This is a genomic window from Neorhizobium puerariae, assembly GCF_042429745.1.
Taxonomy (GTDB): Bacteria; Pseudomonadota; Alphaproteobacteria; order Rhizobiales; family Rhizobiaceae; genus Neorhizobium; species Neorhizobium puerariae.
Map to the genome: position 1 here is coordinate 1 of NZ_JBHMAA010000002.1, position 23,362 is coordinate 23,362.

Consider the following 23,362-nt stretch of genomic DNA (forward strand, 5'->3'; position numbering starts at 1 on the left):
AAACCGGCGGCTCTGGAGAGACCCCGAAGCAACCATCAAATCAGCCGAAGCCTTCCTCTACGCCGCATCCATCATGACGCTCGTTCGAAGGATTGCTCGAACATAATGAATTCTCGGACGGACTCTAAGAAAAATCTTCCCTCCGAATGAACCGTGAGCAGACGATGATCTCCAACGAAAAAGACTTGATGAGGAAAATCAAGACTGAGTACCAGAAGCTTGAGATCCTGCGCGGCCTAGCCGATGACAGCAATAACGGCCATATCCTCGCGGAGCTGCTGGAACGCTATGGCATGTACGCGAACGGCGACCAGATTGCCATGCTCGTCAATTCGCTCGAAAGCCTTGGCCTCGTGCGCTCGGAACAGATAGGAGAATACCTCACCATTCACCTAACCGGCGACGGCGAACGGGTGGCGCAGGGCAAGCACTTCGTGGAAGGCATCGCCCGGCCGGATCGATGAGGCGCGCGCCCCGCAGCGGACATCTGGGATTTTTTCCTTGGAACTTAGATAACTAGTCGCCCCAAGTGACCGAAACTTTGCCGCCCAGGACTTCTATCACCTTCAGAACGGCTTTGGGGTTGGGCTTGTTTCTTCTCTAATTTTTATCACGAAAATACCGCTTCGTTGGAGAATCAGTAATAGGTGCACGCAATGCCCGGCCCGCTTGGCAACATTTACTCCCTGGAAGAAGCCGCGACCCACCTCCGCCTATCGAAAAGGAAGATGGCAAAAATAGCAAAGACAAATGGGTTGTGCAGCGTCCACGGCCGCGACATTCTCTTCTCCGAGGAAGATATCCGTGCCATCTGGGGACTGCTACGCGCGTCGCCTTCCCTACTCGCTCAAAAGAAGGCTGCCGCGCGCCCGATCAGCGAAAGTCGGGCTTATGAAAACCTTCTTGCGCATGCCAAAAAACGGGCCGAAGAACGTTCGAGCCGAAGGCGAAAATAACTGCGACGTGCCACATAAAGCTTTTTCACGATCGGAAGCTCTCGATCGGACCAAAGCCACTGGCCAGTAGTGTTCGTGCCCGGATGGTCTTTCCAAGGCGGCACCATTGAAAATGCTATCCTGCGATGGCCAGAAATAGCGTGGCCTTTGCTCATCCCCTTGCCTCCCCAATTTAAAGTGATACATATAATCGCATGAAAATCATCTTCGATCCGCCCAAGCGCGAAACGACGCTCAAGGAGCGGAAGCTCGACATGGCCGACCTGACTGTCGAGTTTTTTGAAGAAGCAACGATCTTCGACGCGAAGCTGGGCCGGCTGAAAGCCGTAGGCCTTTTCGGTGACGATCTGATCACGGTGATTTTCAAACTGCTCGGTACGGAAGCGATTTCGGTTATTTCGATGCGCCGGGCCTCCCGCAAGGAAAGGAAGTCGATATGAGCAAGTTGCCGAAACACATTAAACCGATCACCGACGAGGAAGAGGCGGAAATCCAGCGCCAGATCGCCGCCGACCCCGACGACGAGGACCTGAGCGACGAGGCTGCGAAGCGCCCCATGACATTCGCCCAGGCGCTGCAGCGCCAGCGCGGCCGGCCGCCGGTCGAAACACCGCGACGGCAGATTTCCATCCGGCTCGACCCGGAGGTGATCGATCACTACAAGGCCACCGGCAAAGGCTGGCAGGGGCGCCTGAACGACGATCTGCGCAAGGCGGCGGGGCTTTAAGGATGATCAGCGGCGGTGAAGGGTCGATGCCTCGGCATCGACCTCAATCCCAACTGGATCGGCTCGTCGGTCGTCGAGAACGCCACCGATCCGGCGAAGCTCTCGGTGACAAAGCTTCTGGAGCACGAGCTGGTGAAGCTCGACATGCCTGCGGCCGCATCCGCGGAGCTCGTGCGCGAGACGCTGGCGGCGGTCTGCGACCGCGCAGTCGTCTCTGCCGGAAGTGGGGTGTCGGCACGATCGCCGTCGAGAAGGGACTGGGCAAGCTGCGGAGCAGCAGCCGCGGCCGCTCGCAGAACCGCCTGCTGAACTACTGGGCGCGGACGGTCTTCGTCGCCATGCTGGCGCGCAAGGCGCGCCTTGCGGGCATCGACATCATCGAGGTCTGGAGCGGCTACTCGACGACCATCGGCAACGTGGCGTTCGAGGCACCGGACGCGTGCGCCTCCGCCGCGGAGATCGCGAGACGCGGCCTGGCGCGTCTCGCCGGAACCAAGGATGTCCTTCCGGAGCTGGAGGAAGGGTGGGAGAACCTGCGGAAGGATCTCCTCCTGCCCGCCGAACTCGGCTCGTGGATCGACGTCCATCGGACAATCAAATCGGCGGGAATTGGCTACCGCCGACCGCACCCCGATCCCAAGGATCGAGGTTCCGATGGCCGCGTTGGCGGCCATGCGGTCTCCCGCCTTCGTCACCGCAACAGGCCGGGATGGAAGATGAGCCCCCGGTCAAGGATGCGGCAACGAGGTTGGGAGTAGACAGTGTCGCATCACGCTGCGTTGCTTCGGCAACCAGCTATGCAACACAGCCGAACAAGGATCAACTTCAAGGTACGGCGGTTGCCGTCACCAAATCGCCGCCTACATGTGGCAAACAAGCCCCACCAGCTTCATGCAATGCCGCCATCTGAGAATTGCGATTGCTAGGAATCGCTAAGCTGGTCTTTATGGGGCTGCAGATGAAAGGACTACCGGCATGAATGAACCGCTCAAAAAACTCATCGAGGTTGCACGCACCGCGCCGCAGACAAAGAGTGATATCGAAGTTCAGCGCCGCAGCTTCGCCTACGGGAACACCCATTTCGAGAACAGCAAGATCACGCGCGAAATGGTAGACAAGATCGCCGACGAAATGCCTTTTACCGGCGATCTAGGCAAAAAGGCTCGCTGAATCCCATGACGGAAGAAGATCGTCGCCATAGCGTTGCCGGTGAAGCTCACTTGATCGTAGACGAACAAGCACGGGCGGAAGCCGAGGCTAAGAACGGTCTTCTTCAGTTCGATTTGGCGTGCCACATGATCATGGACGCGATCGATAGGGGCGCTGGCTGGAAGCTGCGGCCGTCAACGATCTTGAGCTTACATCGTGCTGCCCTTGATGGGATTAGCCCCTATGCGGGAAATTTTCGGCCGGCCGGCGTTGCCATCCAGGGCAGTGAACATGTGCCGGTCGAAGCTTTCCGGGTCCCGGAGCTCATTGAGGATCTATGCGATTACGTCAATGACAATTGGGCAGAGAAGAACGCTGTCCATCTTGCATCCTACATCATGTGGCGACTGAACTGGATACATCCTTTCAGCGACGGCAATGGACGCACGTCTCGGATGGTTTCCTATCTGGTGCTTTCAGTGAAGCTCGGCATGCTGTTGCCGGGTCGAAACACAATCCCCGACCAGATCGTAGACAATCGAAATCCATACTTCAATGCGCTGGAAGCGGCAGATAAGGCCGCAACGCAGGGCCAGATTGACCTCAGCGAAATGGAAGCGCTGATTGAGCGTATGCTGGCCGTTCAGCTGGCTGTTGTAATGGAAGCTGCGACCGGAAAACATTACCTCGGCGACGGCGCATAATTTTCGGGCAGGTCGCAAAATCACTGCTGAAGTACGTTTGTTAATCCTTCGCTCTGCCGCGACATTAACTTCAGATGCAGTATCTCCACGGCGATACGCACCACGGCTTGGATGGTCCTTTTCCGATGCCTGCGCTGAGCCCCAATCCGCCAGCGCCCAGAGCAGCCGTAAAAATTGGCGTGAAGATCGGGTCCCGTCGGGGGCGTCATCGCTAGCACGCTGCATGTCGAATGAAAATCGAGCTCTCTTCCGCGGGGAATAATCTCCATGCCGGGCAAATTTTCGAAGTCCTTACGAAGGCTCAAAGTAATCACCCCTTGCGCTTCACGAACTGCTGCATCGAGCCGAAGCCGCCGCGCTCCCAGTTGACCCTGTCCTACCGACGAGCATCGGCGCGTGCGCGCCTCTACAGATGCTCGACAACCTTACCCATCACAATTTGTGAGATCCCTTCCCCGTCGATGAACGTACCGGTGACGTAGCCGCCAATCTCCCTCGGGTGGCAATCGTGCTGCGCCTGGACAAGCGCAACCGCCTGTCCTACCGGATCAAAGGAGGCTGCCTTGACGGCATACGGGATATAGGGGGTAGAGAGCATGTATTCGATGTCGTGGATGGTCCACGCCGACAAACCATGCTTTTCATGATTGCAGATCATGAATGCGGCAGGCCGGTTTTCCGCTGACATCCAGCCGGCAACGATGATGTCCCAATCATCGGCCCATGCATCGCGTTCGCTCACATCGTCATACGGTACAGCGGAAAACGCCCTGATATCATCCTGCATCAGAGCGCGGGCAGCTTCGAAGTCACCAGCGAAACGGCTGATGATCCGAACCAGCGAAGGAAGAAGCGAGGCTTTCCCCCTCGTAGCGACAGCGAGCCGCAGGTGCGGGATCGTGAAACACTTTGCATGATCGAAAGGGGGGGCGTTGCCCGCCGGCACGGTGCGACTATCAGTGACGATCAGCGCCGCATGGTCGAGAACGAAGATATTGAGAGCAGTCATGCTCTTTCCCAATACACACCCGGAATAACAGGCGTCACCGCGACTGCGCTGAGAACTGGCGCGGCGGCGGTTGCTATGCCTGCACTGAGCCCCAATCCGCCAGGGCCCAGAGCAGCCGCAAAAATTGGCGTGAAGATCGGATCATATCGGGGCGGCGTCATCGCTGGCACGCTGCATGTCGAGTGAAAATCGAATTCCCTCCCACGGAGAATAATCTCCATGCTGGGCAAATTTTCGAAGTCCTTGCGAAGGCTCATGGCAATCACCCCTTGCGCTTCATGAACTGCTGCTGGACCCTGCCGAAGTCACCGCGCGCCTGCGCGATGCGATCGTCGCGGCGCTGTTCCGCACCCACCTGGCGGGCGATATCGGGGGCCTCTTCCTGAACCACCGTCCGTGTCACCGTCTTCAGGTTTCCGTTCTTGTCGAACGAATGCGTGTGCTCGAAGCGGAAGGATGCCGGGGCAGCCTCTCTTGTCGGCACCGGCCGCGCAGGCGCGACGTAGCCCCGATCACCGCCCGCTCCGCCGCTCGCATACCCGCGGTACCCGAGCCGCATCGCCTCGACGACGGGAACGCCGCCGGCGCGGGCGACATCCGCCTGGCTCCAGACCACCTCACCACGATGCACGACGCCGGCCGGATCGTTGACGCCGCCATGGCCGGTAAAGCCGCCACGGTCGTAGAGGCCGATCCCGCCCAATGACCAGGCGCGCGCGAACTGCGGCGAAGCCGAGAGCGCGGAATTCAGCGTCGTCCCGCCAAAAAGTCCACCGAGCCAGCCGAACAGGCCGCCGCCGCCCTGCGCCGGAGCGGCGAGAGCTGGCGGGAAAAAGCTCGTCGAAAGCGACTGCCCAATCTTGCCGACCTCGCCGCCGAAGGTGTCGAGGCTTTTCGTGGCCGCGCCAGCAGAATCCGCAAACTTGTTCACAGTGTCGATGGCGCCGTTCGACCCGGCATTCGCGCCGATGCCCTGCCAGTTGCCGATACCGGTATTGCGGGCGCCATACCACGCTCCCCAGCCGTTTTTCGCGGCATGATCGAGAGCGAAATCCACACCGGCCGGACCGTTCGCAGCAAGCCGCGGGTCGAGGCCGGTCCGCCGCTGGAACTCATTGCCGAGACCGCCGCCCATATAAAGCTGGAACGGCCCGTAGGAAGGCTCCTGCACCCCGCTCTTGAAAATGCCGGACTGCATGTTCCAGCTCGACAGGCCGCCCTCGGACCGGGCGACCGACAAGGCGACATTGGGATCGATGCCACGCTGAGAGGCGGCCTGGGCGATATAGGAGGCAACGTCGGTCGCCGGGGCGGACGATGCGTTGGCTGGCCCGGGGAACACTCCTGCAACATTGTCGTTGGCGGAAAGGCCGCCACCTGCGCCGAGGATCTCGCCCAATGTTGTGTTCGCTCCGGTGAAGCCGATCTGCTTGTTTAGCAGGCCGGCGCTCGGGGGTCCCATGAAGGCATTGACCAGCGAAGTTGCGATCTGGTTGAACAAGTGATCGAGCGACTGGTCCATGGCGCGCGTTGCTGAGTTGAGAACGGCCTTGCCGAAGGCATCCCCGATATCCCCACCATTGCTCTGAAGCGTCTGGCTGAAATTCGTGAGGAAACCCTTGAACTCGGCTCCAAGCGCCTGGCGCTGCAACTCCTCGCGGGCAACGGCTGGATCGTGGTAGCTGGACCGATAGGAACTCCGGTAGCTTGCCAGCGGGTCGTCCCGCTCGAAATAGTTCGGTTTGTCGCGCGGCGACGGCACGAGCACCATTCGGCCGTCGGAATTCATGATTGTGGGCGGCCCGACCTCCTGTTCCGGCCGCGCCATCGGTATCGGCGGATTGGCCGGCATGAAATCGCTGGTCTTGTAGGCTCTGCCGTTATCCCAGAAGTAGTTTCGCTCCAGCACATCCTGCACGGATGTCCCGCCATAAAGCCCCCGCTCGATCTCCGCGCGCTGTGCGGCGCTGGCATCGCGCGCGCGCCAGATCTGGTCGGCGAGGTTCTTGATCGAGGTCGCGTAGCTGTCCATCTGCGACGTCGCGCTTTCGCGCTGGATGACGGCGATCGACGACATGACGCCCATCAGGGCGTTTGCCGGATCTCGGCCCTGCTCCAGAGCGGATCGAAGATCGACCATGGATTGAAGGTATTGCTGCGATGCCTGGACGCCTGCATCCGACGTGATGTCGCGGCGGATGCGGGAAAGCTCGCGTTCGCTTGCCGCCAGCGCGTCCAGTGTCGAAAGCTGGTCTTTCATACGCATCGTGCTCACAGCGTCGCTGGCGGCCACCAACTCGCTTTCCTGCCGCGCACGCTGCAGTTCATCGGCGTAGCTCTTGAGCGCCGGGTAGGCGGCACCCCATTTCGCCGCGACCGTCTCGATCAGCTGGGACTGCTTGGCGAAGTCGCTTTCCATCTCTGCCGTGCCGCTGCGCGAGGTGCTGAAATACTGGATCAGCGCCGCTGCGCCGGCCGTCAACCCGACCGTCACCAGCGCGACCGGGTTCACCAGCGACATGAAGGCGGCCGCGAGGCCCGCCACGGGCCGCTCCATGGATGAGATCACAGGAGCAAGCTGCATGCCCTGCTGCAGTCCGATCATCAGCGGGTTCATGCCCATGGCCGCCGTCACGGCGACGTCCTGAAACTGGTAGCCGATATTGGCGGCGTCCGCCCGGTTCGGGCCGCGATCGATCCGCAAGTTGTCATTGACGTGGGCTTGGGCTTGGCGCGATCGCATCGTGGCCTGATCGGCGCGCAACTGCGCATCGCGCACGCGATCAATATCGCGGATGTGCTTCTCCCTAAGTTGGGTAAGGACGTTATCGGCCTGCTGCTGGGTCGCCACACCGGTCAGGACGGCCTGATCGAGCTGCCTCATGGCACGCGCCATTTCCTGCTGCGCCTTGAGCCCGACCGCGAAAGCAGGGTCGACTGACGCTCGCAGCTTGTTGAACGCATATTGGGTCCGCTCAATCGAGAGCGGCATCTCCGTACTGAAAATCATCTGCTGCCGCTCAACCGTCGCCTTGAACTTCGCCTGGGCGGCTTCGAGGCGCGCGCCATATCTATCGACGGCGTCACCCGCCTGGTTCGCGCCGGCCACGGCCGGCCGGGCATCAATCACCAGCTCGACGACCCTCTGCTCACGCCCTGCCATTGCCGGTCTCCGTACCGAGTGCGGCCATCGCCGCGTGAACTTCGCTGTATCCGCCTGTCAGAAGATGCTCACGGATGATGGTGAGGGTTTCGTCGAGGACTTCACGCGACTGGCGCTTTCGACCCGCCGCGTGAAACTGCTTTGCCTGCAGGAGACTCCGCTCGATGGCTCGAAGCAGGTCCTCACCTTTGCAGACCGCCCGATGCGCGGAACACAGGAGGTCTTTCATGGCGTCCGTTTCCGCCTGCAATGTCGTCGGGTGCTTGGTGATGTTGGTCATACGCCCTTTAACTCGCTCTCGATCCGGAATACCACCTGCGCCTGGTCCTTGCGCCACAGGCTAGCGCAGCTCGTGCGGAAATTCGATCATCGACCATCGGCGGGCCTCAGAAGCCAACTCCCAAGAGCGGCGGCGTCGGCGTCGGTCATTACCAGGTCGAAAGCGCCTTCGATCACCTGAAGTCGCAGGACGGCCAGACCATTTATGCCGGGGATACGGTGGATCTCAGCGCCCGCGTAACTCCAGAGCCGATGGCCATCCGGCGACGTACCGCCTCCGGCATCTATGATCGTCGACGCGGGAAGTATGGCCTCTGGCTTGCTCGGTTCATCCAGAGGAATTTCGGTGATGTCGTTTCGGCTTTCGCCCAATCCCGTAACCATCGGATTATCCTGTCGATCAAGAAAAAGCGCGTCAGCGCATCATAGGCGGAAATCTCATCCTCGCACTCCATCAGGCGTTCATACGTCCAACGGGGACCGCCACAGCGCGCGACGAGGCAATCAATGGCACCTCGATTTATCTCTTCAAGCGCTTCGGCCTCGCGCCGATGGATTTCAGCCGTCCAACGCTCGGGCGGCATCGCCGTGGCGGCGCCATGGATCAGGAACCGCGCGGATGCGACGGCTTCGCGATATTGCCCGGCGAGAAGAACCAGGATCGCTGCGGAACAGCACTGACCGATGACCCGGACGGTCACAGGCTTACCGGCTCCGGTAAGCATGTCGTGTATTTCCTTTGCCGCTACTACCGCGCCGCCCCCACTGTCGAGCTCGACCTCAATGGCAGGGACATGGGAATTGGCGGCGATCCGGGCACCGACTTCCCAGGGCAGAATTCCCCGGCCGTCATTCGTCCGCCGGCCGATCGGTCCGACCAGCGTCAGGCGCAACGAGGTAGCGCCAGCAGGCAACGCCCAGCCAAAGGTCTGCCCGATCTCCCGCAGCGATCGCTCAGGCATTGTCGAGAGCCTTCGCCAATGCGCGGAGAGCGTGCAGGATGTTGTTCGCGGTATACGGGCCATATTTGGTTGGCCTATTGACCGCAAACGATTCTCGCTCGATCGTTGCCAGCGACAAGGCAACGGCTTCGATCGCCGCTATCGCACCGACTACGTGCTTGAGCTGTTCGCCGGCAGCCTCGTCCGCCATCCGAAAGAAGGCCGGCGCGAAGGCTTCACGCTCAACTTCGAGCGCCTGACGCGCGGCGGCGACAGATGCCTCGAAATCCGGGGATTTCTTCTCCAGGCTTGCGATCTCGTCCAGCAAACGATTGATGTTACTGACGTTATGATAATCGGGTGAGTAGTTGAGATCATTATATTCGACGCAGGCCTTGCGGAGTTGCTCCGCGTGATCGGAACGCGCCTGGCGGGCAGCGCGGAGCTGGTGCTCTGCAGCGACCATGCCTTCAGGTTTCTCGCGGGCAACGCGCTCACTGAAATCTTCGGGAGAGCTTTTTCGTAGCATCTGAAGCATGTCTCCATGTCCTCCATTGTTCGGTGGAATAAGGATCATCGAGGAACGTTTGCAGTTTCAAGAGGGTAAAACTGCAAAACGATTTTCAATAATTTCAATGACTTGCCGTTTTTGGGCCATTTTACCCAGCCGATGAACGGTCGAATCATCTTCTCCAGATGGTGCCGTTCGCCATGGTCCAGAACCGCAAACGCTGGGCCGTCGGGAAGGGTGCGGCGGGTGGCCAGAACTTGCCCGGCATCGGCGACGATACGCGCCCTGACGTGCGGCACGGGTCTGGCGAGAATGCTGATCAACCAGGCATCGATGCGCCCGATGGCATGGTTGCGGATCAACAGGCATGCCCTGGCTGTGGTGTTCTCCCGCGCAAGCTGGATGAACAGCTCGATCGCCGCTGCATCGCCTCGGCGTGCATCGTCGGCGATCCCGTCGAGAGGATCCTGACCGGGGCCGTCACCGATTACCTGGAAAGGTGTTTGCCGTCGCATGGATCTGGCCTCAACGGGAACGCTTCGGTCGGAGCCGGCGAACTTTGGCCACTGCGGATCGGCAGGCGGCGGAGCAAAAGCGCGGCAGGCGGCCGTGCCTGGATGGTGGCGCACTGAAGGCCTTTCCGCAGCCCCAGCATGGAACTGCCGCGCGACGGTTCTCATCGCGACGGTTCTCACGCCCCCATTCGAGGCGCTGCTCGACCGCTTGCTGCCTCCGGCACTGCGCGGAACAGAACCGGAGCGGGCGGCCAACGCACTTGAGCGCGGGGACAGGGTGACCGCAGCGAAGGCAGGTTCTTGTCGCGGGCGGCATTCCCGGCAGCTCAGGCTCGGAGACGAACAGTGCTTCTGCCGAACTGCAAAATACTCCCGAAGTCTTGCCGATTTTTGGTTCATCTTCGCCCATCGATCCACTTAACCAATTGAATTGACTATTCTAATTTTCGTCACCCATAGCGCCTCGGCAAAAGTCTCGCTTCGGAGCGGGCTGTGGCTGCAAAAAACTCCAGCGGCCAGAAAAAGTATGCTGATGAGACCCATGCGGTTACGGCCCCAAAGGTCCCGAAGGATTTCACCCCCCCTACCCCTCGCCACTATGGCCACCGAGACGCAGCCGATCGACGACGACGCGGAGGCCAGCGCCAGGCTCTTTCAGCTCGGCGATGGACGCGGCTTCCTCGATGTTGGGTGTCATGCGACCAAGCACGGTGGACCATCGGCATTCTCGACCACCTCCCGTCATCGGTTCACCGCCCGCGCCGGCTCTTCGTTCGGCACGTCCAACGCCGAAACGCCATCGGTTGGGAGCAAGACACAGGGCGCTCGGCTTGGCACCGGGAATGGCGGCCAACCTCGAAGCCTGTGCGCCTCCTGCCATTCCACAAATTCATCGCTGTCGATGCGCACCGACCGATAACTTGTGACGAGATCGAGATCGAACAGATCGGACGGCACGCGCCAGCCTCGCGCCTCATGCGTCGCCTCGTCCATTGCCAGCACAGTTGGCCAGCATGTCCGCGCCTGGTGCGCCAGCCTCTCCCGCTCGCCAGCCTCGCCGCCTTTGGCGATAAGCTGCGCAACGAAACGCGATGGCTTGGCTGGACGCTGTTTCCGGCCACGGCGCAAGAGCCGGATGCGATGTTCAACCCACTCCGGGCTCCAAGGCTCTGCAACCTTAGCGAGATGATCCGCAGCAGGAGCTACGCACTCCCCTTCCCGAGCCCTGGTCCGCCTCCTCTGGCGCGGTTTGGGGGGTAAGGGGGGATCAGTGTTTTGTATATATCTTTTATTTGTCTCGTGCTGGTTTTCCGGATACGGAAAATCCGGAAGCGGGGAAACGCCCGCTTCCGGATTTTCAGGAAGCGAGGATTTCGGCTCTGTGATGGTTGCATCTTCGCCAGCTTTGTGCCGCCGCTGGACTTCCTCCGGGTCGCTCACGGGCTCGTCGAAAACGTAATAGGTTACGCCGGCGAAGTGCTGCCCGTTCACGTCTTCGCACATGACGAGATAGCCCGCCTGCTTCAGCTCCTTGACGACGCTGTAAGCCTTGTCCCGACCGCAAGGCTTGTCGCCTCGGCCGAGAAACCGACGAACGTCTGCGATCTGCAGTTCCCAATCGTCGGGCCGGCTCAGGAGATAGATCATCAGCGCCCGTGCCTCGACGGCGAGGGTTCGATGGTTGATCAGTTCATTTCGGACAACGGTGAAGCCACCCTCCCTGCGGCCCTTGCGAACGCGTCCGACGCGCTCCGCTCCTTCAGCCATCATCGCCCACCGTATTCGAACGCATGCGCCAGCTTGGAGGCTTCGATGGCTTCGAGGTTTGTCAGATCGAAGCGACAACGCAGGTACGGAATGAGCGGACCGGATACGGCCTCACGGTTCAGGAAAAGCCAGCGGCCGGCCTGCTCAACCTTGCCCAAGCTATGCCCAAGAAAAGGGCCGTTAGAAGCTGAATGTGCGTTGACTTCCACCCCTTCGGATGTCAAAGAAGCCCGGGTTTCCGGTGCGGCTACCGTGTTGACATCGTAGGGGTCACAAGTTCGATCCTTGTCACGCCCACCATCCAAGTTTCTGATATCAAAGGCCTTTCGAGAAATCGAAAGGCCTTTTGCTTTGCGGCCCGCAGGCGCCTCGAACCCGCGATGTCCACCCTCCCCAAAGGGCCGCGATGAGGTTATCATCGCCCGCATGAGAGACGTCCTGCTCCCACTCGCGCCCTCAGAGCGCCCTGCACCCCTCTGGATGCGCAAGGGGCGCCGTGATCGCGTGGGGCTGCCCATCGCGCCCTGCGGAACGCAACGCCCCTCCTCGGGCCGGTGCGCCGGGCCGGACCATCGCTCCCGGCTTCGGCTTCGGGAGAGCGCCCGGTGACGGCGGCCCGTCGCCTTTCCATTGCCGGCCTGGCTTTTCTCGCCGTGGCTATCCCGGCTTCGAAGGTCCCCGCCGCGGGCGAGGACGAAGCCTCCGACGGCTGTCTCTACAGGCACGCCGGCGAGGACACCGAGACGCTCTGCATCCGGCGGGAAAGCTATAACCGCGACCTGTGCCGGGTGATGGAACATGCCGCTCTTTCCAATGCGCTGCCGCCCCATTTCTTCGCGCGTCTCATCTGGCGGGAAAGCCTGTTCCGGCCGGAAGCCGTCAGCCCCAAGGGCGCGGAAGGCATTGCTCAGTTCATGCCGGGCACCGCCCGGCTGCGCGGGCTCGCAAACAGCTTCGACGTCGTTGAGGCGCTTGCGGCATCCTCCCTCTACCTCAGCGACCTGCGGAACCGTTTCGGCAATCTGGGCCTTGCCGCCGCAGCCTACAATGCGGGCGAAGCGGGCCTCGAAACCTTCCTGAGGGCGGGCCGGCTGCCGATCGAGACGCGGGACTACGTGTTCGCCATCACGGGACATACCGTCGAGGTCTGGCGAGACAAGCCGCCCGAAACGGCGGCTCCTCCCCTCGATACGGACAAGACCTTCATGGAAGGCTGCGTGCAGCTCGCCGATACCCGACGCCTGCAGGAGCCGGTCCTGATGGGCTCCGCCGACTGGGCGCCGTGGGGCGTCCAGCTTTCGGCGCACTACAATCCGACGGTGGCAAGCCGGCTGTTTGTCAACGCGATCGGCAGGCTTCCCCAGCCGCTCGCCGACGAGCGCGCCCTGATCGTCCGCCAGAAGGGAGGCAATTTCGGCTACCGGGCAAGATATGCCGCAAGGATCGGAAGAACCTCGCGGGCCGAAGCCACCCAGCTTTGCGAGCGGATCAGGACTGCCGGCGTGCCATGCACGGTGTTCAGGAACTGAAGGACACCCGGACGAACCTTTCAGGGCTTCCGGCGACAGGCCCGGCAGGTCGAAGATCGCTTCCCGCAGGTCACCAGGGGCGCGGGCTCGCGTTTCGCATCCACGCTGGACATGCGCCTTGAAACTATTGCAAGCAGTCTTTCGGGAAGCTTTCTCCCGGGAGATGGGGCAGCCCATGAGCGCTTCCATCGGCCCCGCTCGAAAACGAAGAGCTGGCATCGGGCCGCTTCCGAAGGTCGGCACCGTCAATTTCTTTTCGAAAGCGTACCGAATCCTCCCAAACCGACCTCGTGAAGCGACATTAAATATGCCAAATGCGACCTGCCCGCGCCCCCGCGGCGCGGATTTTTTCCCCAACTTGCCCTGCCCGAACTCTGGCAGGGCTTTTTTCTTTTCAGGAACGGCAAAAGCCTGCGCGTCGCTGCGACGCGACTGTCATCTGCCGGGATGGCGGTATGCCTATGCCGCGGGTCACATCACCGCGCCGCCGGCCATGAGCGCCAGCACGAGGAAGACCAGGAAGACGACGAGGAACAGGAAGAAGAGGATTTTCGCGATGCCCGCGGTCGCGGCCGAGATGCCGGAGAAACCCAGGAAGCCGGAGATCAGCGAGATGACCAGAAAGATAAGTGCCCATTTCAGCATGGTTTTTTCCTTCACGTTGACAGGCCGATAACGTGAAGGAGCGTTCCCGGGTTCCATGCGCGAGGCATGTCGTCCGGCCGGATATGGCTCAGCGGAAGACGTGCGCTGTTCCGGCGACCCCGATGGTCACCCGGTCGCCGGGGAGAAGCGGCTCGCGGCTGGGGATGTCGAGCCGGAAGGAAAAGGCCTGTTCGCCCCCGAGCGTGATCCGCACGTCCGAGGTCGGGCCGCAGAAGTTGATTTCCGCGATCGTGCCCGGCGTCCCCCCGCTCCCTTCCTGCCGGGTGACGGAAATCTGCTCGGGCCTCAGCATGATCTCGGCCCGGCCCCGATAGGCCGTATCGTCGACGGGGAGCGCGCCGAGAGGGCTGTCCGCCCGTCCCTCGGCCACCGTGGCGGGCAGCACGATCGCCTCGCCGAGGAAGGCCGCGGTCGTGGAATCCACCGGCCGCGAATAGACCTCGCGCGGGCTGCCGATCTGCGCGAACTTCCCCGCCCGCATCACCGCCACCTGGTCTGCGAAGGCAAGCGCCTCGCCCTGGTCGTGGGTGACGAGCAGCGTGGTGATGCCGGCGGCCGTCAGCACGTCCGTCACCGCCTTGCGGGTCGCGGCGCGAAGCCCGGTGTCGAGCGCCGAGAAGGGCTCGTCGAGCAGCATCAGCCGGGGCTTGCGGGCAAGCGCCCGGGCAAGCGCCACGCGCTGCTGCTGGCCTCCGGAAAGCTGGTCCGGCCGGCGGGCGAGCATGGCGCGGTCGAGCCCCGCCATGTCCATCAGCTCGTCGATCCGGCCGGCCTTGACGGAAGCCTCGGCGTCCAGGCCGAAGCCGATATTCTGCGCAATCGTCAGATGCGGAAACAGGCAGCCGTCCTGCGCCACGATGCCGATGCCGCGCTTGTGCGCCGGCACCTGTGTCGCGCCGTCCGCCAGCACCTGTCCGCCGAACACGATGCGCCCCCCGTCCGGCGCGTCGAACCCGGCGACGAGGCGCAGGAGCGTGGTCTTGCCGCAGCCCGACGGCCCGACGATCGCCGTGCGGCTGCCGGCCGGAACCGAGAGATCGACGCCGTCGAGCGCGGCGACCGGGCCGTATTGTTTGCGTAGCGAGGTCAGTTCCAGAAGTGTCATCGCCCGGCGATCTTTTTGGATTGGTAATGGAGAAGCCAGATAAGCGGCATGGAGAAGAGCACCATCAGCAGGGCATAGGGCGCAGCGCCCGCATAGTCGATTTCGCCCGTCAGCGCCCAGAAGGCCATGGCAAGCGTCCGCGTGCCGTTCGGCGCCAGCATCTGCGTGGCGGTGAGTTCGTTCATGATGCCAAGGGACGCGAGCGCCACGCCCGCGGCGGCACCCGGCGCGGCAAGCCTGACCGTCGTCGACCACAACGCATTGCCGGGAGACCGGCCGAGGCTTGCGGCCGCCTGTTCGAGTTCCACCGGCACCTGCGCGATGCTGGCGCGCAGGCTGACGAGCGCGCGCGGCAGGAACATCACCATATAGGCCAGCACGATGGTCGCGACCGTCTGGTAGAGCGGCAGCATGACGCGCACGGTGATGGTGACGAGCGCCAGCGCCACGACGACGCCCGGCATGGAGCTCGCGAGGTAATAGCAGCCTTCGAGGAAGCGTGTCGCGCGGGTCGGACGGCGCACCGAAAGCCACGCGATCGGCACGGCGGCGGCGGTGGTCGCAAGACCGCCGATGAGGCAGATGGCGAGCGTCTGCAAAAGCGCAAGCCCGACTTCGTCCGCGCGCCATATCTCCGCTCCCCCGGCGATCAGCCAGCGGCCGATGGTCAGCACCGGGATACCGAGCGAAAACGCCGCGACGGCGAGCGGCAGCAGCAGGCAGGGATATCTCCAGCGGCCGAGCCTGGTGATCTTCGGCCGTCGCGCCACGCCGGGGCCGAGCCGCGCATAACGGCGGCTGCCGCGAAGCCCCGCCTCGAGGCCGAGCAGCACGAAACAGCAGATCACCAGCACCAGTGCGAGCATATGCGCCGCCACGCCGTTGTAGGTCGACTGGAACTGGTCGATGATCGCCGTGGTGAACGTGTCGAAGCGGATCATCGCATAAAGGCCGTATTCGGCCAGCAGATGCAGGCCGATCAGCAGCGCGCCGCCGCAAAGCGCGAGGCGAAGCTGCGGCAGCACGACGCGGCGGAAAACGGCGAAGGGCGTCAGCCCCAGCGAGGCCGCCTGATCCTCCAGCGCCGGATCGAGCAGGCGGAAGGCGGCCGCAAGCGGCAGGTAGAGGAAGGGGAAATAGGCGACGACCGAGATCGCCACGCCGGCGAAAAGACCGTGCAGCCCCGGCCACATGCCGATCCAGGCATAGGAGTGCACGAAGGCCGGCACGGCGAGCGGCGCCACCGCGAGCCAGGACCACAGCCGCGCGCCGGGCAGGTCGCTGCGCTCCGTCAGCCAGGCGAGCGAGACGGCGAGCACGCCGCAGATCGGAATGGTGAAGAAGATCAGGAAGATGGTGTTGACCATCAGGTCGCCGACCCGGGAGCGGAAGATGAGCTGGGACGCGGCCTCCCAGCCGGTCACCACGGTCGCCCACAGAACGAAACCGAGCGGCAGCAGCGCCACCAGGGCCACGGCGACCGCGACAGTCAGCGTCCAGGACGAAGCTGCCGGCATGCGGCGCCGCGGTGCGACGGAAACCCTGGTGTCTGCGATGGAACTCATGGACGACCCGAAAAAGACGAGACATCGCAGGTACGCCCTGCGATGTCTCCGCGCAACCATATTCAGCAGCCTTCAGAGAAGACCGGCCGCGGTCATCATGTCGGTCACCTTGGCGTTGTTGAGCGTGGAGGCTTCGACCTTCGGCGCCTGCAGCTCGTCAAGCGGCACCAGCGCCTTGTTGGAGGCCTCGCCCTTGCCGACCGCATATTCGTAGGACGTGCCGTCGCGCAGCACCGCCTGGCCGCCCTTGCCCGTCACCCACTTCAGGAAGGCCTGGGCCTGTTCCTTGTGTCTGGAGGATGCGAGCACGCCGCCGCCCGAGATCGACACGAACGCGCCCGGGTCCTGGTTCCTGAAGTAATGCAGGGCGACATTCTTCGAGTTCTCGCCGGTCTTCGCCTGGTCGCCGAAGTAATAGTAGTGATAGATCAGCGCGCCTTCGGTCTGCCCGGCATTGACGGCCTTCATCGCGGTGGAATTGCCGCGATAGGCGGTGAAATTCTCCTTCATGCCCTTCAGCCAGGCGGCTGTCGCCTCCTCGCCCTTGAGCTGAAGCAGCGCCCCGACGATGGCCTGGAAATCCGCGCCCGAGGGAGACGCCGCCCAGCGCCCCTTCCACTCCGGCCCGGCAAGGTCGAGCATGGACTTCGGCAGCTTGTCCCCGGAAAGCTTGGTCTTGTCATAGGCAAAGACGGTGGAGCGCGCGGCGATGCCGACCCAGTGGCCGTTCGCCGGGCGGAACTGTTCCGGCACCTGGTCGAGCGTCGCCTGGTCCACCGGCGCGAACAGGCCCTTGCCGTCGACCAGCGCCATCGCCGGCGAGTTTTCGGTCAGGAACACGTCGGCCGGGGAATTGGCGCCTTCCTGGGCGATCTGGTTGGCGAATTCGAGGTCGGAGCCGTTGCGCACCGTCACGACGATGCCGGTCTCCTCCGTGAAGGCCTCGACCCATTCCTTCGTCAGCCCCTCGTGCTGGGCATTGTAGATGGTGATGCTGTCGGCCACCTGCGCCGAAGCCGGCGCCGAAAAGGCGATGACGGAAAGGGCAAGCGCGGCGACGCCTGCAAACAGGGTGGATGAAGTGTTCACAAGATCGCCTCCGCGCGAGAGAATTACGAGGTCCTCATATCGAAAGGGGAGAAGGCGGGTCAAGTTAAGCGCATTCCCAAATACGTGAAAGGATGCGGTAACGCACGAATCAGCTATTGCTCACACGAACGCATCGGGAACGGAGCCCATCGGAAGCGGGAATGTCGGTCGCTTATCTTGAGAAACTGAACGAGGCGCAGCGACGCGCGGTGGAGCATGGTTCGGACGTGCCGAAGGGCGGACCGGCCGGACCGCTGCTGGTCATCGCCGGCGCCGGTTCCGGCAAGACGAACACGCTTGCCCATCGTGTCGCGCATCTGATCGTCTCTGGCGCCGATCCGCGCCGCATCCTGCTCATGACCTTTTCGCGGCGCGCCGCCTCCGAAATGGGCCGCCGCGTCGAGCGCATCTGTTCGCAGGTGCTTGGGCCCAATTCCGCGATCATGACCGATGCCCTCGCCTGGGCCGGCACCTTCCACGGCATCGGCGCGCGCATCCTGCGCATGCATGCCGACCAGATCGGCCTCGATCCCGATTTCACTATCCACGACCGGGAGGATTCCGCGGACCTGATGAACCTGGTGCGCCATGAACTCGGCTTCTCGAAGACCGAAAGCCGGTTCCCGACCAAGGGCACCTGCCTTGCCATCTATTCCCGGGCGGTCAATTCCGAAACGCCGCTCGACGAGGTGCTGAAGCTCAATTTTCCCTGGTGCTCCGCCTGGGAAAAGCAGCTCCGCGAGCTCTTCGCAACCTATGTCGAGGCCAAGCAGGCCCAGAACGTCCTCGATTACGACGACCTGCTGCTCTATTGGGCGCAGATGATGAGCGACCCCATTCTTGCCGGGGAAGTCGGAGGACGCTTCGACCATGTGCTGGTCGACGAATACCAGGACACCAACCGCCTGCAATCGTCGATCCTGATGGCGATGAAGCCCGGCGGCCGCGGCCTGACGGTCGTCGGCGACGACGCCCAGTCGATCTATTCCTTCCGCGCCGCGACGATCCGCAACATCCTGGACTTCCCCAATTCCTTCGATCCGCCGGCGGACATCGTCACGCTCGACCGCAACTACCGGTCCACGAACACGATCCTCGCCGCCGCCAACGGTGTCATCGACCTTGCCCGCGAGCGCTTCACCAAGAACCTGTGGACCGACCGCCAGTCGGAGGAGCGCCCGCGCCTCGTCGCCGTGCGCGACGAGAACGAACAGGCGAACTATATCGTCGAGAAGATCCTGGAGAACCGCGAGACTGGCATGACCCTGAAACAGCAGGCCGTGCTCTTCCGCGCCTCGCACCATTCCGGCCCGCTGGAAGTGGAGCTTACCCGCCGCAACATCCCCTTCGTCAAATACGGCGGACTGAAATTCCTCGACAGCGCGCATGTGAAGGACATGCTGGCCGCGCTGCGCTTCGCCCAGAACCCGCGCGACCGCGTCGCCGGCTTCCGGCTGATGCAGCTCGTTCCCGGCATCGGCCCGCAGACGGCGGGGAAGATCCTCGACGCGATCGCCGCCGATCCCGAGCCGCTCGCCGCCCTGCAGGAAATCCCCGCGCCGCCGCGCTCCGGCGCCGACTGGCCGGCTTTCGTGGACATGCTCGGCGCCGTGCGCGGCGGCGATGGCTGGCCCTCGGAGATCGGCCTTGCCCGCCAGTGGTACGAGCCGCATCTCGCCCGCATCCACGAAGACGCCGAGACGAGGAAGGCCGACCTGCTGCAACTGGAACAGATCGCCGGCGGTTATGCATCCCGCGAACGGTTCCTCACCGAACTGACGCTCGACCCGCCGGATGCGACGAGCGCCGAATCCGGCACGCCGCTGCTCGACGAGGATTACCTGACCCTTTCGACCATCCATTCGGCCAAGGGGCAGGAATGGCGTTCGGTCTTCCTGCTGAACTGCGTCGACGGCTGCATTCCGTCCGACCTGGGCGTCGGCTCGACGGCCGAGGTCGAGGAGGAGCGCCGGCTTCTCTATGTCGCGATGACGCGGGCGAAGGACTACCTGCATCTCATCACGCCGCAGCGCTTCTTCGTCCACGGGCAGGCGTCGCAGGGCGACCGTCATGTCTATGCCGCCCGCTCCCGCTTCATCCCGGCGACGCTCCTGCAGTTCTTCGAGACGGCCTCCTGGCCGGTCGTCGCGCCCGCCACCGCCGCCGGACGCCAGACAAGGCAGATCCGCGTCGATGTCGGCGCCCGCATGCGCGGCATGTGGCGCTGATCCGGACGAGCGCCTCTCGTCCCTGCCCGTTTCTCCGCTTGTCCCCTCGCCTGTCGCATTGACTCGCACCATGCCCGGTGGGAAACCGGCCGCAGTTCGTTCCGAGATCGGGGAGGAGATCGAGATGACCGGCAGCAGGATCGTATTGGTGCAGGGCGCCTGGGGTTCGAGCGCAAGCTGGACGCCCGTCGCGGACCGGCTCCGCGTGCTGGGCCACCAGGTCTTCGTGCCGAGCCTCACGGGCCTTGGCGAACGCGCGCATCTTTTCTCGGGCGCGATCAACCTCGACACCCATGTCGGCGATGTCTCGGGCCTCATCGAAGCGGAGGGGCTCGAAGAGTTCCATCTTGTCGGGCATTCCTATGGCGGCATGGTCGTCACCGGCGTCGCCGACCGTTTTTCAAGCCGTATCCGCAGCCTGATCTATCTGGACGCCTTCCTCCCTTCCGACGGCCAGTCGGCGCTCGATCTGCTCGGCCCGGAGATCGCCCTCGCCAATCTCGCGCTCGCCGGCGAACACGGCGGCGTCGCCGTGCCGCCGCCTGCCCGCCATTCGGCCCGCGTGCCGGAACATCTCAGGCACTACATGGCCGGGCGCTCGCCGCAGCCCTTCGCCACGATGGTCCAGAAGGTCAGGCTGACGGGCGCCTGCCACGCGATCGCCAGGCGGCTTTACGTTTCGGCCACGATCGACCAGGCGGCAATCTTTGCCGGCATCTACGCGCGGCTGAGCACCGATCCGGGCTGGAAAGCGATCGAAGTCGCGAGCGGCCATATGCTGCAGCTCGAAATGCCGGACGACATCGCCCGCATCATCCACGACTTCATCGGCTGACGGATCGCCCGGAGACCTGCCATCATCAACCCTGGTCCGGCCTGTCCCGGCGCTCCAGAAGCTCGATCTGGATCTGCTGCAGTTCCGCCAGCCGCTCCCATTGCCTCGCCATCTGGTGGTCCATCTTCTCGTGGAGCTGGCGGATTTCCAGCTCGGCGCGAAGGTTGATCATGTAGTCGTTCTCGGCCCGGCGGCGATCCTTCTCCTCCTGCCGGCGCTGGCTCATCATGATCACCGGCGCCTGCAGCGCCGCAAGGCAGGAGAGCACCAGGTTAAGAAGGATGAAGGGATATGGATCGAACGGCTGGGCGAAGAAGAGTCCGGTGATGTTCAGCCCCATCCAGCCGAAGAGAACGGCGATGAACAGCAGGATGAAAGTCCACGATCCGCCGAAGGAGGCGACCTTGTCCGCCACCCGTTCGCCGAAGGTGGGGCCGCTGTCGCGCATCGCGACGGCGCTCGCCTGCACCGTCGAGACCCCTTTTTCGAAACTGTCGAGGACCTGCCGGTCGAGTTCGGAAAGCTCGCCGCGTTCCTCGTCGAGCAGCTTCTCGACATAGCGACGGCGGAAATGGGCAAGATCCTCGTCGCAGATGAGGCTGTCGGCGGCGCAGCCGGGAACCTCCTCGGCGATCATCTCGTAGAGATGCGGCCTCAGGTGATCGACCTTGTGCAGCTTCAGCAGGGGAAACGTGCGGCCGCAGACAACGCACTGCCCGGTCTTGCCGGAAGGCGAATGCTTGTTCATGTCACGCCTCTTCCGCCTTCTGCTCTTCCATCACGGGTTCCGTATAGGCCTGCAGCGGAGCGAGATGGAAAAGTTTCGGCGCGAATTTTTCCAGATAGTCTTCCGACCGGCCGATATAGACCAGCGTCGAGCTTTCCAGGCTGGAGAGCACGGCCAGAAGCCGCTCGCGGGTCTCCGGCTCCAGCCCTTCCAGGACGTCGTCCATGATCAGCCAGTCCGGCCGGTGCAGAACCGCGTTGGCGACCTGCAGGGCGGCCTCCTCGTCTTTGTCGAGCAACCGGTCCCAACGTTCGACCTCGTCCAGCCGGTGGACAAGCCGTTCCAGCCCGACTTTTTCCAGCACCTGGGCCAGCGCCTTGTCGTCCGCGCCCGGCATGCCGGAGGGATAGGTCATAACCTCCCGCAGGGTCGCGGTCGGCAGATAGCCTTCCTGTGGCATGAAGATCATCCCCTCGATCGGTGGCAGGCCGATCTCGCCGCGCCCCCAGGGCCAGATGCGCGCGAGCGACTGGAAGAACAGGTGCCGGTCGGCGCCGGGATCGCCGTTGATCATCACCCGCTCGCCATGCTTGATGACGCATTCGCCCTCCCGGATGCGGACGCCATGGCCGAGCGTGCCCCGTTCCGGTTCGCCGCAGACCATGACGCCGCGAAGGCTGATCCCTTCCCCGGCCGCCGCGTCGCGATAGGCGATGAGTTCGCCTTCCGCCGCCGGCACGTCCATGGCGAGCAATGCGTTGCGGAACGAGGAGACGCGGTTGAGCGTCGCCTTCCAGTCCGCGATGACGCTGAAATTGTTGACATACCACCGCAGCGCCTGGTTGACCTGGTTGAAGGCGCCGACCGCCATCATCAGCCCGCCGAACGAAAGCTCGCCGGAGAAATACATGGGCGAGGCGATGATGATCGGCGCGACCAGCGCCAGCCAGCCGAAGCCGGCCGAGACCCAGGTGAGATTGGTGAGCGCCCATGCGACCTTGCGCAGCATTTCGAGCACGCCGTCGATCGCCAGGTGAACCCGCAGGGTCTCGTTACGCTCGCCGCGCGCGAGCGTGATCGGCTTCAGGTTCTCGTTGACGCGCATCAGGGCGGCGCGCAGATCCGCCTCGCGGGCATAACGATCGGCGTTCAGGCCCGGCAGGCGGTCGCCCACCACATTGCTGAGCACGGAGCCGATCAGCGCGTAGAGGATCGTCGCCCAGACCATATAGCCGGGAATCGATATCACGCGCTCGCCGAAATGGAAGGCGAAGTCGGAAGAGATCGCCCACAGAACGCCGATGAAGCTCGCAAGCAGGATCGTCGAATTCACCAGACCGATCGCAAGCGCCGTCGTGTTTTCCGCCAGGATGCGCGTATCCTCGTGCAGCCTCTGGTCGGGATTGGCGGCGATGGCGCCGGCGCTCACCAGCTTCAGCGCACGGCCGGGCACCAGCCAGACGTCGGAGAGATCGCGGGCCAGCCCTTCGCGCATGCGCATCGCGGTGATCTGGTTCAGCCACATCTGGACGACGTTGAGCAGCGTCAGGCTGAAGGCGATGACGGCGAAGACGACGAGCTGATGCAGGAATTCCGGCATGTCGCGCCGCTCCAGCGCATCGTAGAACGGCCCGTTCCATTCGTTCAGCCGGTATGTCGCATAGGTCGTCGAGAAGATCACGATGAGCAGGGCCACCGTCAGCACCAGCACGCGATTGCGCACCGGCGCGTTCCAGAACGCGCCGACCATCATCCGGAGCTGGCCGCCCAGGGGAAGCTCGTAGGTTTGAAGCGCAGCTTTACCGTTCGCCATCCTTCGCCGCCCTTTCGCAATACTGTTGCCTGCCGATCAATTCACACCCTTAACATAGTTATTCATCGTTAAGGCTACCTCCCC

At 63.1% G+C, this 23,362-nt stretch carries 26 protein-coding genes and 1 pseudogene; 12 read left to right on the plus strand and 15 right to left on the minus strand.

Annotated elements, in window-relative coordinates; genetic code table 11:
- The 9 genes and pseudogenes from ACFFP0_RS00680 to ACFFP0_RS00720 form a co-directional block, all read left to right on the plus strand.
- Nucleotides 1-106, plus strand: a pseudogene (locus tag ACFFP0_RS00680) (IS5/IS1182 family transposase); the annotation flags it as partial.
- Nucleotides 107-146: 40 nt separating this feature from the next.
- Complete coding sequence (locus ACFFP0_RS00685; protein ID WP_377254580.1) at nucleotides 147-464, plus strand: hypothetical protein; 318 nt, start codon at nucleotides 147-149, stop codon at nucleotides 462-464.
- 192 nt (nucleotides 465-656) lie between these two features.
- Nucleotides 657-956, plus strand: coding sequence for a helix-turn-helix domain-containing protein (locus ACFFP0_RS00690; protein ID WP_377254583.1), 300 nt, complete (start codon nucleotides 657-659; stop codon nucleotides 954-956).
- A gap of 194 nt (nucleotides 957-1,150) precedes the next feature.
- Entirely contained in the window at nucleotides 1,151-1,396 is a 246-nt protein-coding gene (locus tag ACFFP0_RS00695) for a BrnT family toxin (RefSeq protein WP_377254586.1), read from the plus strand.
- A complete protein-coding gene (locus tag ACFFP0_RS00700; RefSeq protein WP_377254589.1) occupies nucleotides 1,393-1,683 on the plus strand; it encodes a BrnA antitoxin family protein in 291 nt (96 codons plus the stop codon). The genes ACFFP0_RS00695 and ACFFP0_RS00700 overlap by 4 nt, the downstream gene beginning before the upstream one ends.
- Nucleotides 1,684-1,698: 15 nt before the next feature.
- Nucleotides 1,699-1,992: a hypothetical protein gene (locus tag ACFFP0_RS00705; RefSeq protein ID WP_377254592.1), complete on the plus strand. Its 294-nt coding sequence runs from the start codon at nucleotides 1,699-1,701 to the stop codon at nucleotides 1,990-1,992.
- 29 nt (nucleotides 1,993-2,021) lie between these two features.
- Nucleotides 2,022-2,441 carry a hypothetical protein gene (locus ACFFP0_RS00710; RefSeq protein WP_377254596.1) on the plus strand — a complete coding sequence of 140 codons (420 nt, stop codon included), beginning with the start codon at nucleotides 2,022-2,024 and terminating at the stop codon, nucleotides 2,439-2,441.
- Nucleotides 2,442-2,658: 217 nt separating this feature from the next.
- Nucleotides 2,659-2,853, plus strand: coding sequence for a hypothetical protein (locus ACFFP0_RS00715; RefSeq protein ID WP_377254599.1), 195 nt, complete (start codon nucleotides 2,659-2,661; stop codon nucleotides 2,851-2,853).
- Between the two features lie 5 nt (nucleotides 2,854-2,858).
- Nucleotides 2,859-3,536: a Fic family protein gene (locus tag ACFFP0_RS00720; RefSeq protein WP_377254602.1), complete on the plus strand. Its 678-nt coding sequence runs from the start codon at nucleotides 2,859-2,861 to the stop codon at nucleotides 3,534-3,536.
- A gap of 406 nt (nucleotides 3,537-3,942) precedes the next feature.
- On the opposite strand, the gene ACFFP0_RS00725 is transcribed toward ACFFP0_RS00720, so the two are convergent.
- The 9 genes from ACFFP0_RS00725 to ACFFP0_RS00765 all read right to left on the minus strand — a co-directional run bounded on the left by ACFFP0_RS00725 (nucleotide 3,943) and on the right by ACFFP0_RS00765 (nucleotide 12,149).
- Nucleotides 3,943-4,545 (minus strand): hypothetical protein, encoded by a 603-nt coding sequence (locus tag ACFFP0_RS00725; RefSeq protein WP_377254605.1) that lies wholly within the window; start codon nucleotides 4,543-4,545, stop codon nucleotides 3,943-3,945.
- Nucleotides 4,542-4,802: a hypothetical protein gene (locus ACFFP0_RS00730; RefSeq protein WP_377254608.1), complete on the minus strand. Its 261-nt coding sequence runs from the start codon at nucleotides 4,800-4,802 to the stop codon at nucleotides 4,542-4,544. The genes ACFFP0_RS00725 and ACFFP0_RS00730 overlap by 4 nt, the downstream gene beginning before the upstream one ends.
- Nucleotides 4,803-4,807: 5 nt before the next feature.
- The gene (locus ACFFP0_RS00735; RefSeq protein WP_377254611.1) at nucleotides 4,808-7,708 is read right to left on the minus strand and encodes a phage tail length tape measure family protein; all 2,901 of its coding nucleotides are present in this window, start codon (nucleotides 7,706-7,708) and stop codon (nucleotides 4,808-4,810) included.
- The gene (locus ACFFP0_RS00740) at nucleotides 7,695-7,988 is read right to left on the minus strand and encodes a hypothetical protein (protein ID WP_377254614.1); all 294 of its coding nucleotides are present in this window, start codon (nucleotides 7,986-7,988) and stop codon (nucleotides 7,695-7,697) included. The genes ACFFP0_RS00735 and ACFFP0_RS00740 overlap by 14 nt, the downstream gene beginning before the upstream one ends.
- A 283-nt stretch (nucleotides 7,989-8,271) precedes the next feature.
- Complete coding sequence (locus ACFFP0_RS00745) at nucleotides 8,272-8,949, minus strand: ATP-dependent Clp protease proteolytic subunit (RefSeq protein ID WP_377254617.1); 678 nt, start codon at nucleotides 8,947-8,949, stop codon at nucleotides 8,272-8,274.
- Nucleotides 8,942-9,466: a hypothetical protein gene (locus ACFFP0_RS00750; protein ID WP_377254620.1), complete on the minus strand. Its 525-nt coding sequence runs from the start codon at nucleotides 9,464-9,466 to the stop codon at nucleotides 8,942-8,944. The genes ACFFP0_RS00745 and ACFFP0_RS00750 overlap by 8 nt, the downstream gene beginning before the upstream one ends.
- Before the next feature lie 35 nt (nucleotides 9,467-9,501).
- Nucleotides 9,502-10,119, minus strand: a complete 618-nt coding sequence (locus ACFFP0_RS00755) for a hypothetical protein (RefSeq protein ID WP_377254623.1) — start codon at nucleotides 10,117-10,119, stop codon at nucleotides 9,502-9,504.
- A 576-nt stretch (nucleotides 10,120-10,695) separates the two neighbouring features.
- On the minus strand, nucleotides 10,696-11,721 hold the full coding sequence (locus tag ACFFP0_RS00760) for a hypothetical protein (RefSeq protein ID WP_377254626.1): 1,026 nt from the start codon (nucleotides 11,719-11,721) through the stop codon (nucleotides 10,696-10,698).
- Nucleotides 11,721-12,149 (minus strand): hypothetical protein, encoded by a 429-nt coding sequence (locus ACFFP0_RS00765; RefSeq protein ID WP_377254629.1) that lies wholly within the window; start codon nucleotides 12,147-12,149, stop codon nucleotides 11,721-11,723. The genes ACFFP0_RS00760 and ACFFP0_RS00765 overlap by 1 nt, the downstream gene beginning before the upstream one ends.
- Before the next feature lie 177 nt (nucleotides 12,150-12,326).
- Between ACFFP0_RS00765 and ACFFP0_RS00770 the strand changes: the two genes are divergently transcribed.
- Complete coding sequence (locus ACFFP0_RS00770; RefSeq protein WP_377254632.1) at nucleotides 12,327-13,250, plus strand: lytic transglycosylase domain-containing protein; 924 nt, start codon at nucleotides 12,327-12,329, stop codon at nucleotides 13,248-13,250.
- A gap of 471 nt (nucleotides 13,251-13,721) precedes the next feature.
- On the opposite strand, the gene ACFFP0_RS00775 is transcribed toward ACFFP0_RS00770, so the two are convergent.
- From ACFFP0_RS00775 to ACFFP0_RS00790, 4 genes are all read right to left on the minus strand, one after another.
- Nucleotides 13,722-13,895, minus strand: coding sequence for a DUF1328 domain-containing protein (locus tag ACFFP0_RS00775; RefSeq protein WP_377254634.1), 174 nt, complete (start codon nucleotides 13,893-13,895; stop codon nucleotides 13,722-13,724).
- An 88-nt stretch (nucleotides 13,896-13,983) separates the two neighbouring features.
- A complete protein-coding gene (locus ACFFP0_RS00780; protein WP_377254637.1) occupies nucleotides 13,984-15,021 on the minus strand; it encodes an ABC transporter ATP-binding protein in 1,038 nt (345 codons plus the stop codon).
- Nucleotides 15,018-16,586, minus strand: coding sequence for an ABC transporter permease (locus ACFFP0_RS00785; RefSeq protein ID WP_377254640.1), 1,569 nt, complete (start codon nucleotides 16,584-16,586; stop codon nucleotides 15,018-15,020). The genes ACFFP0_RS00780 and ACFFP0_RS00785 overlap by 4 nt, the downstream gene beginning before the upstream one ends.
- A gap of 72 nt (nucleotides 16,587-16,658) precedes the next feature.
- The gene (locus tag ACFFP0_RS00790) at nucleotides 16,659-17,675 is read right to left on the minus strand and encodes an iron ABC transporter substrate-binding protein (RefSeq protein ID WP_377254643.1); all 1,017 of its coding nucleotides are present in this window, start codon (nucleotides 17,673-17,675) and stop codon (nucleotides 16,659-16,661) included.
- Nucleotides 17,676-17,836: 161 nt separating this feature from the next.
- On the opposite strand from ACFFP0_RS00790, the gene ACFFP0_RS00795 reads away from it, so the two are divergent.
- Both ACFFP0_RS00795 and ACFFP0_RS00800 read left to right on the plus strand, forming a co-directional pair.
- Entirely contained in the window at nucleotides 17,837-19,903 is a 2,067-nt protein-coding gene (locus ACFFP0_RS00795; protein ID WP_377254646.1) for an ATP-dependent helicase, read from the plus strand.
- 124 nt (nucleotides 19,904-20,027) lie between these two features.
- Nucleotides 20,028-20,738: an alpha/beta fold hydrolase gene (locus ACFFP0_RS00800; protein WP_377254649.1), complete on the plus strand. Its 711-nt coding sequence runs from the start codon at nucleotides 20,028-20,030 to the stop codon at nucleotides 20,736-20,738.
- A 25-nt stretch (nucleotides 20,739-20,763) separates the two neighbouring features.
- Here ACFFP0_RS00800 and ACFFP0_RS00805 read toward each other — a convergent pair whose 3' ends face one another.
- Both ACFFP0_RS00805 and ACFFP0_RS00810 read right to left on the minus strand, forming a co-directional pair.
- Nucleotides 20,764-21,486: a DUF1003 domain-containing protein gene (locus ACFFP0_RS00805; protein WP_377254652.1), complete on the minus strand. Its 723-nt coding sequence runs from the start codon at nucleotides 21,484-21,486 to the stop codon at nucleotides 20,764-20,766.
- A gap of 1 nt (nucleotide 21,487) precedes the next feature.
- Entirely contained in the window at nucleotides 21,488-23,278 is a 1,791-nt protein-coding gene (locus ACFFP0_RS00810; RefSeq protein WP_377254654.1) for an ABC transporter ATP-binding protein/permease, read from the minus strand.
- Nucleotides 23,279-23,362: the final 84 nt, after the last annotated feature.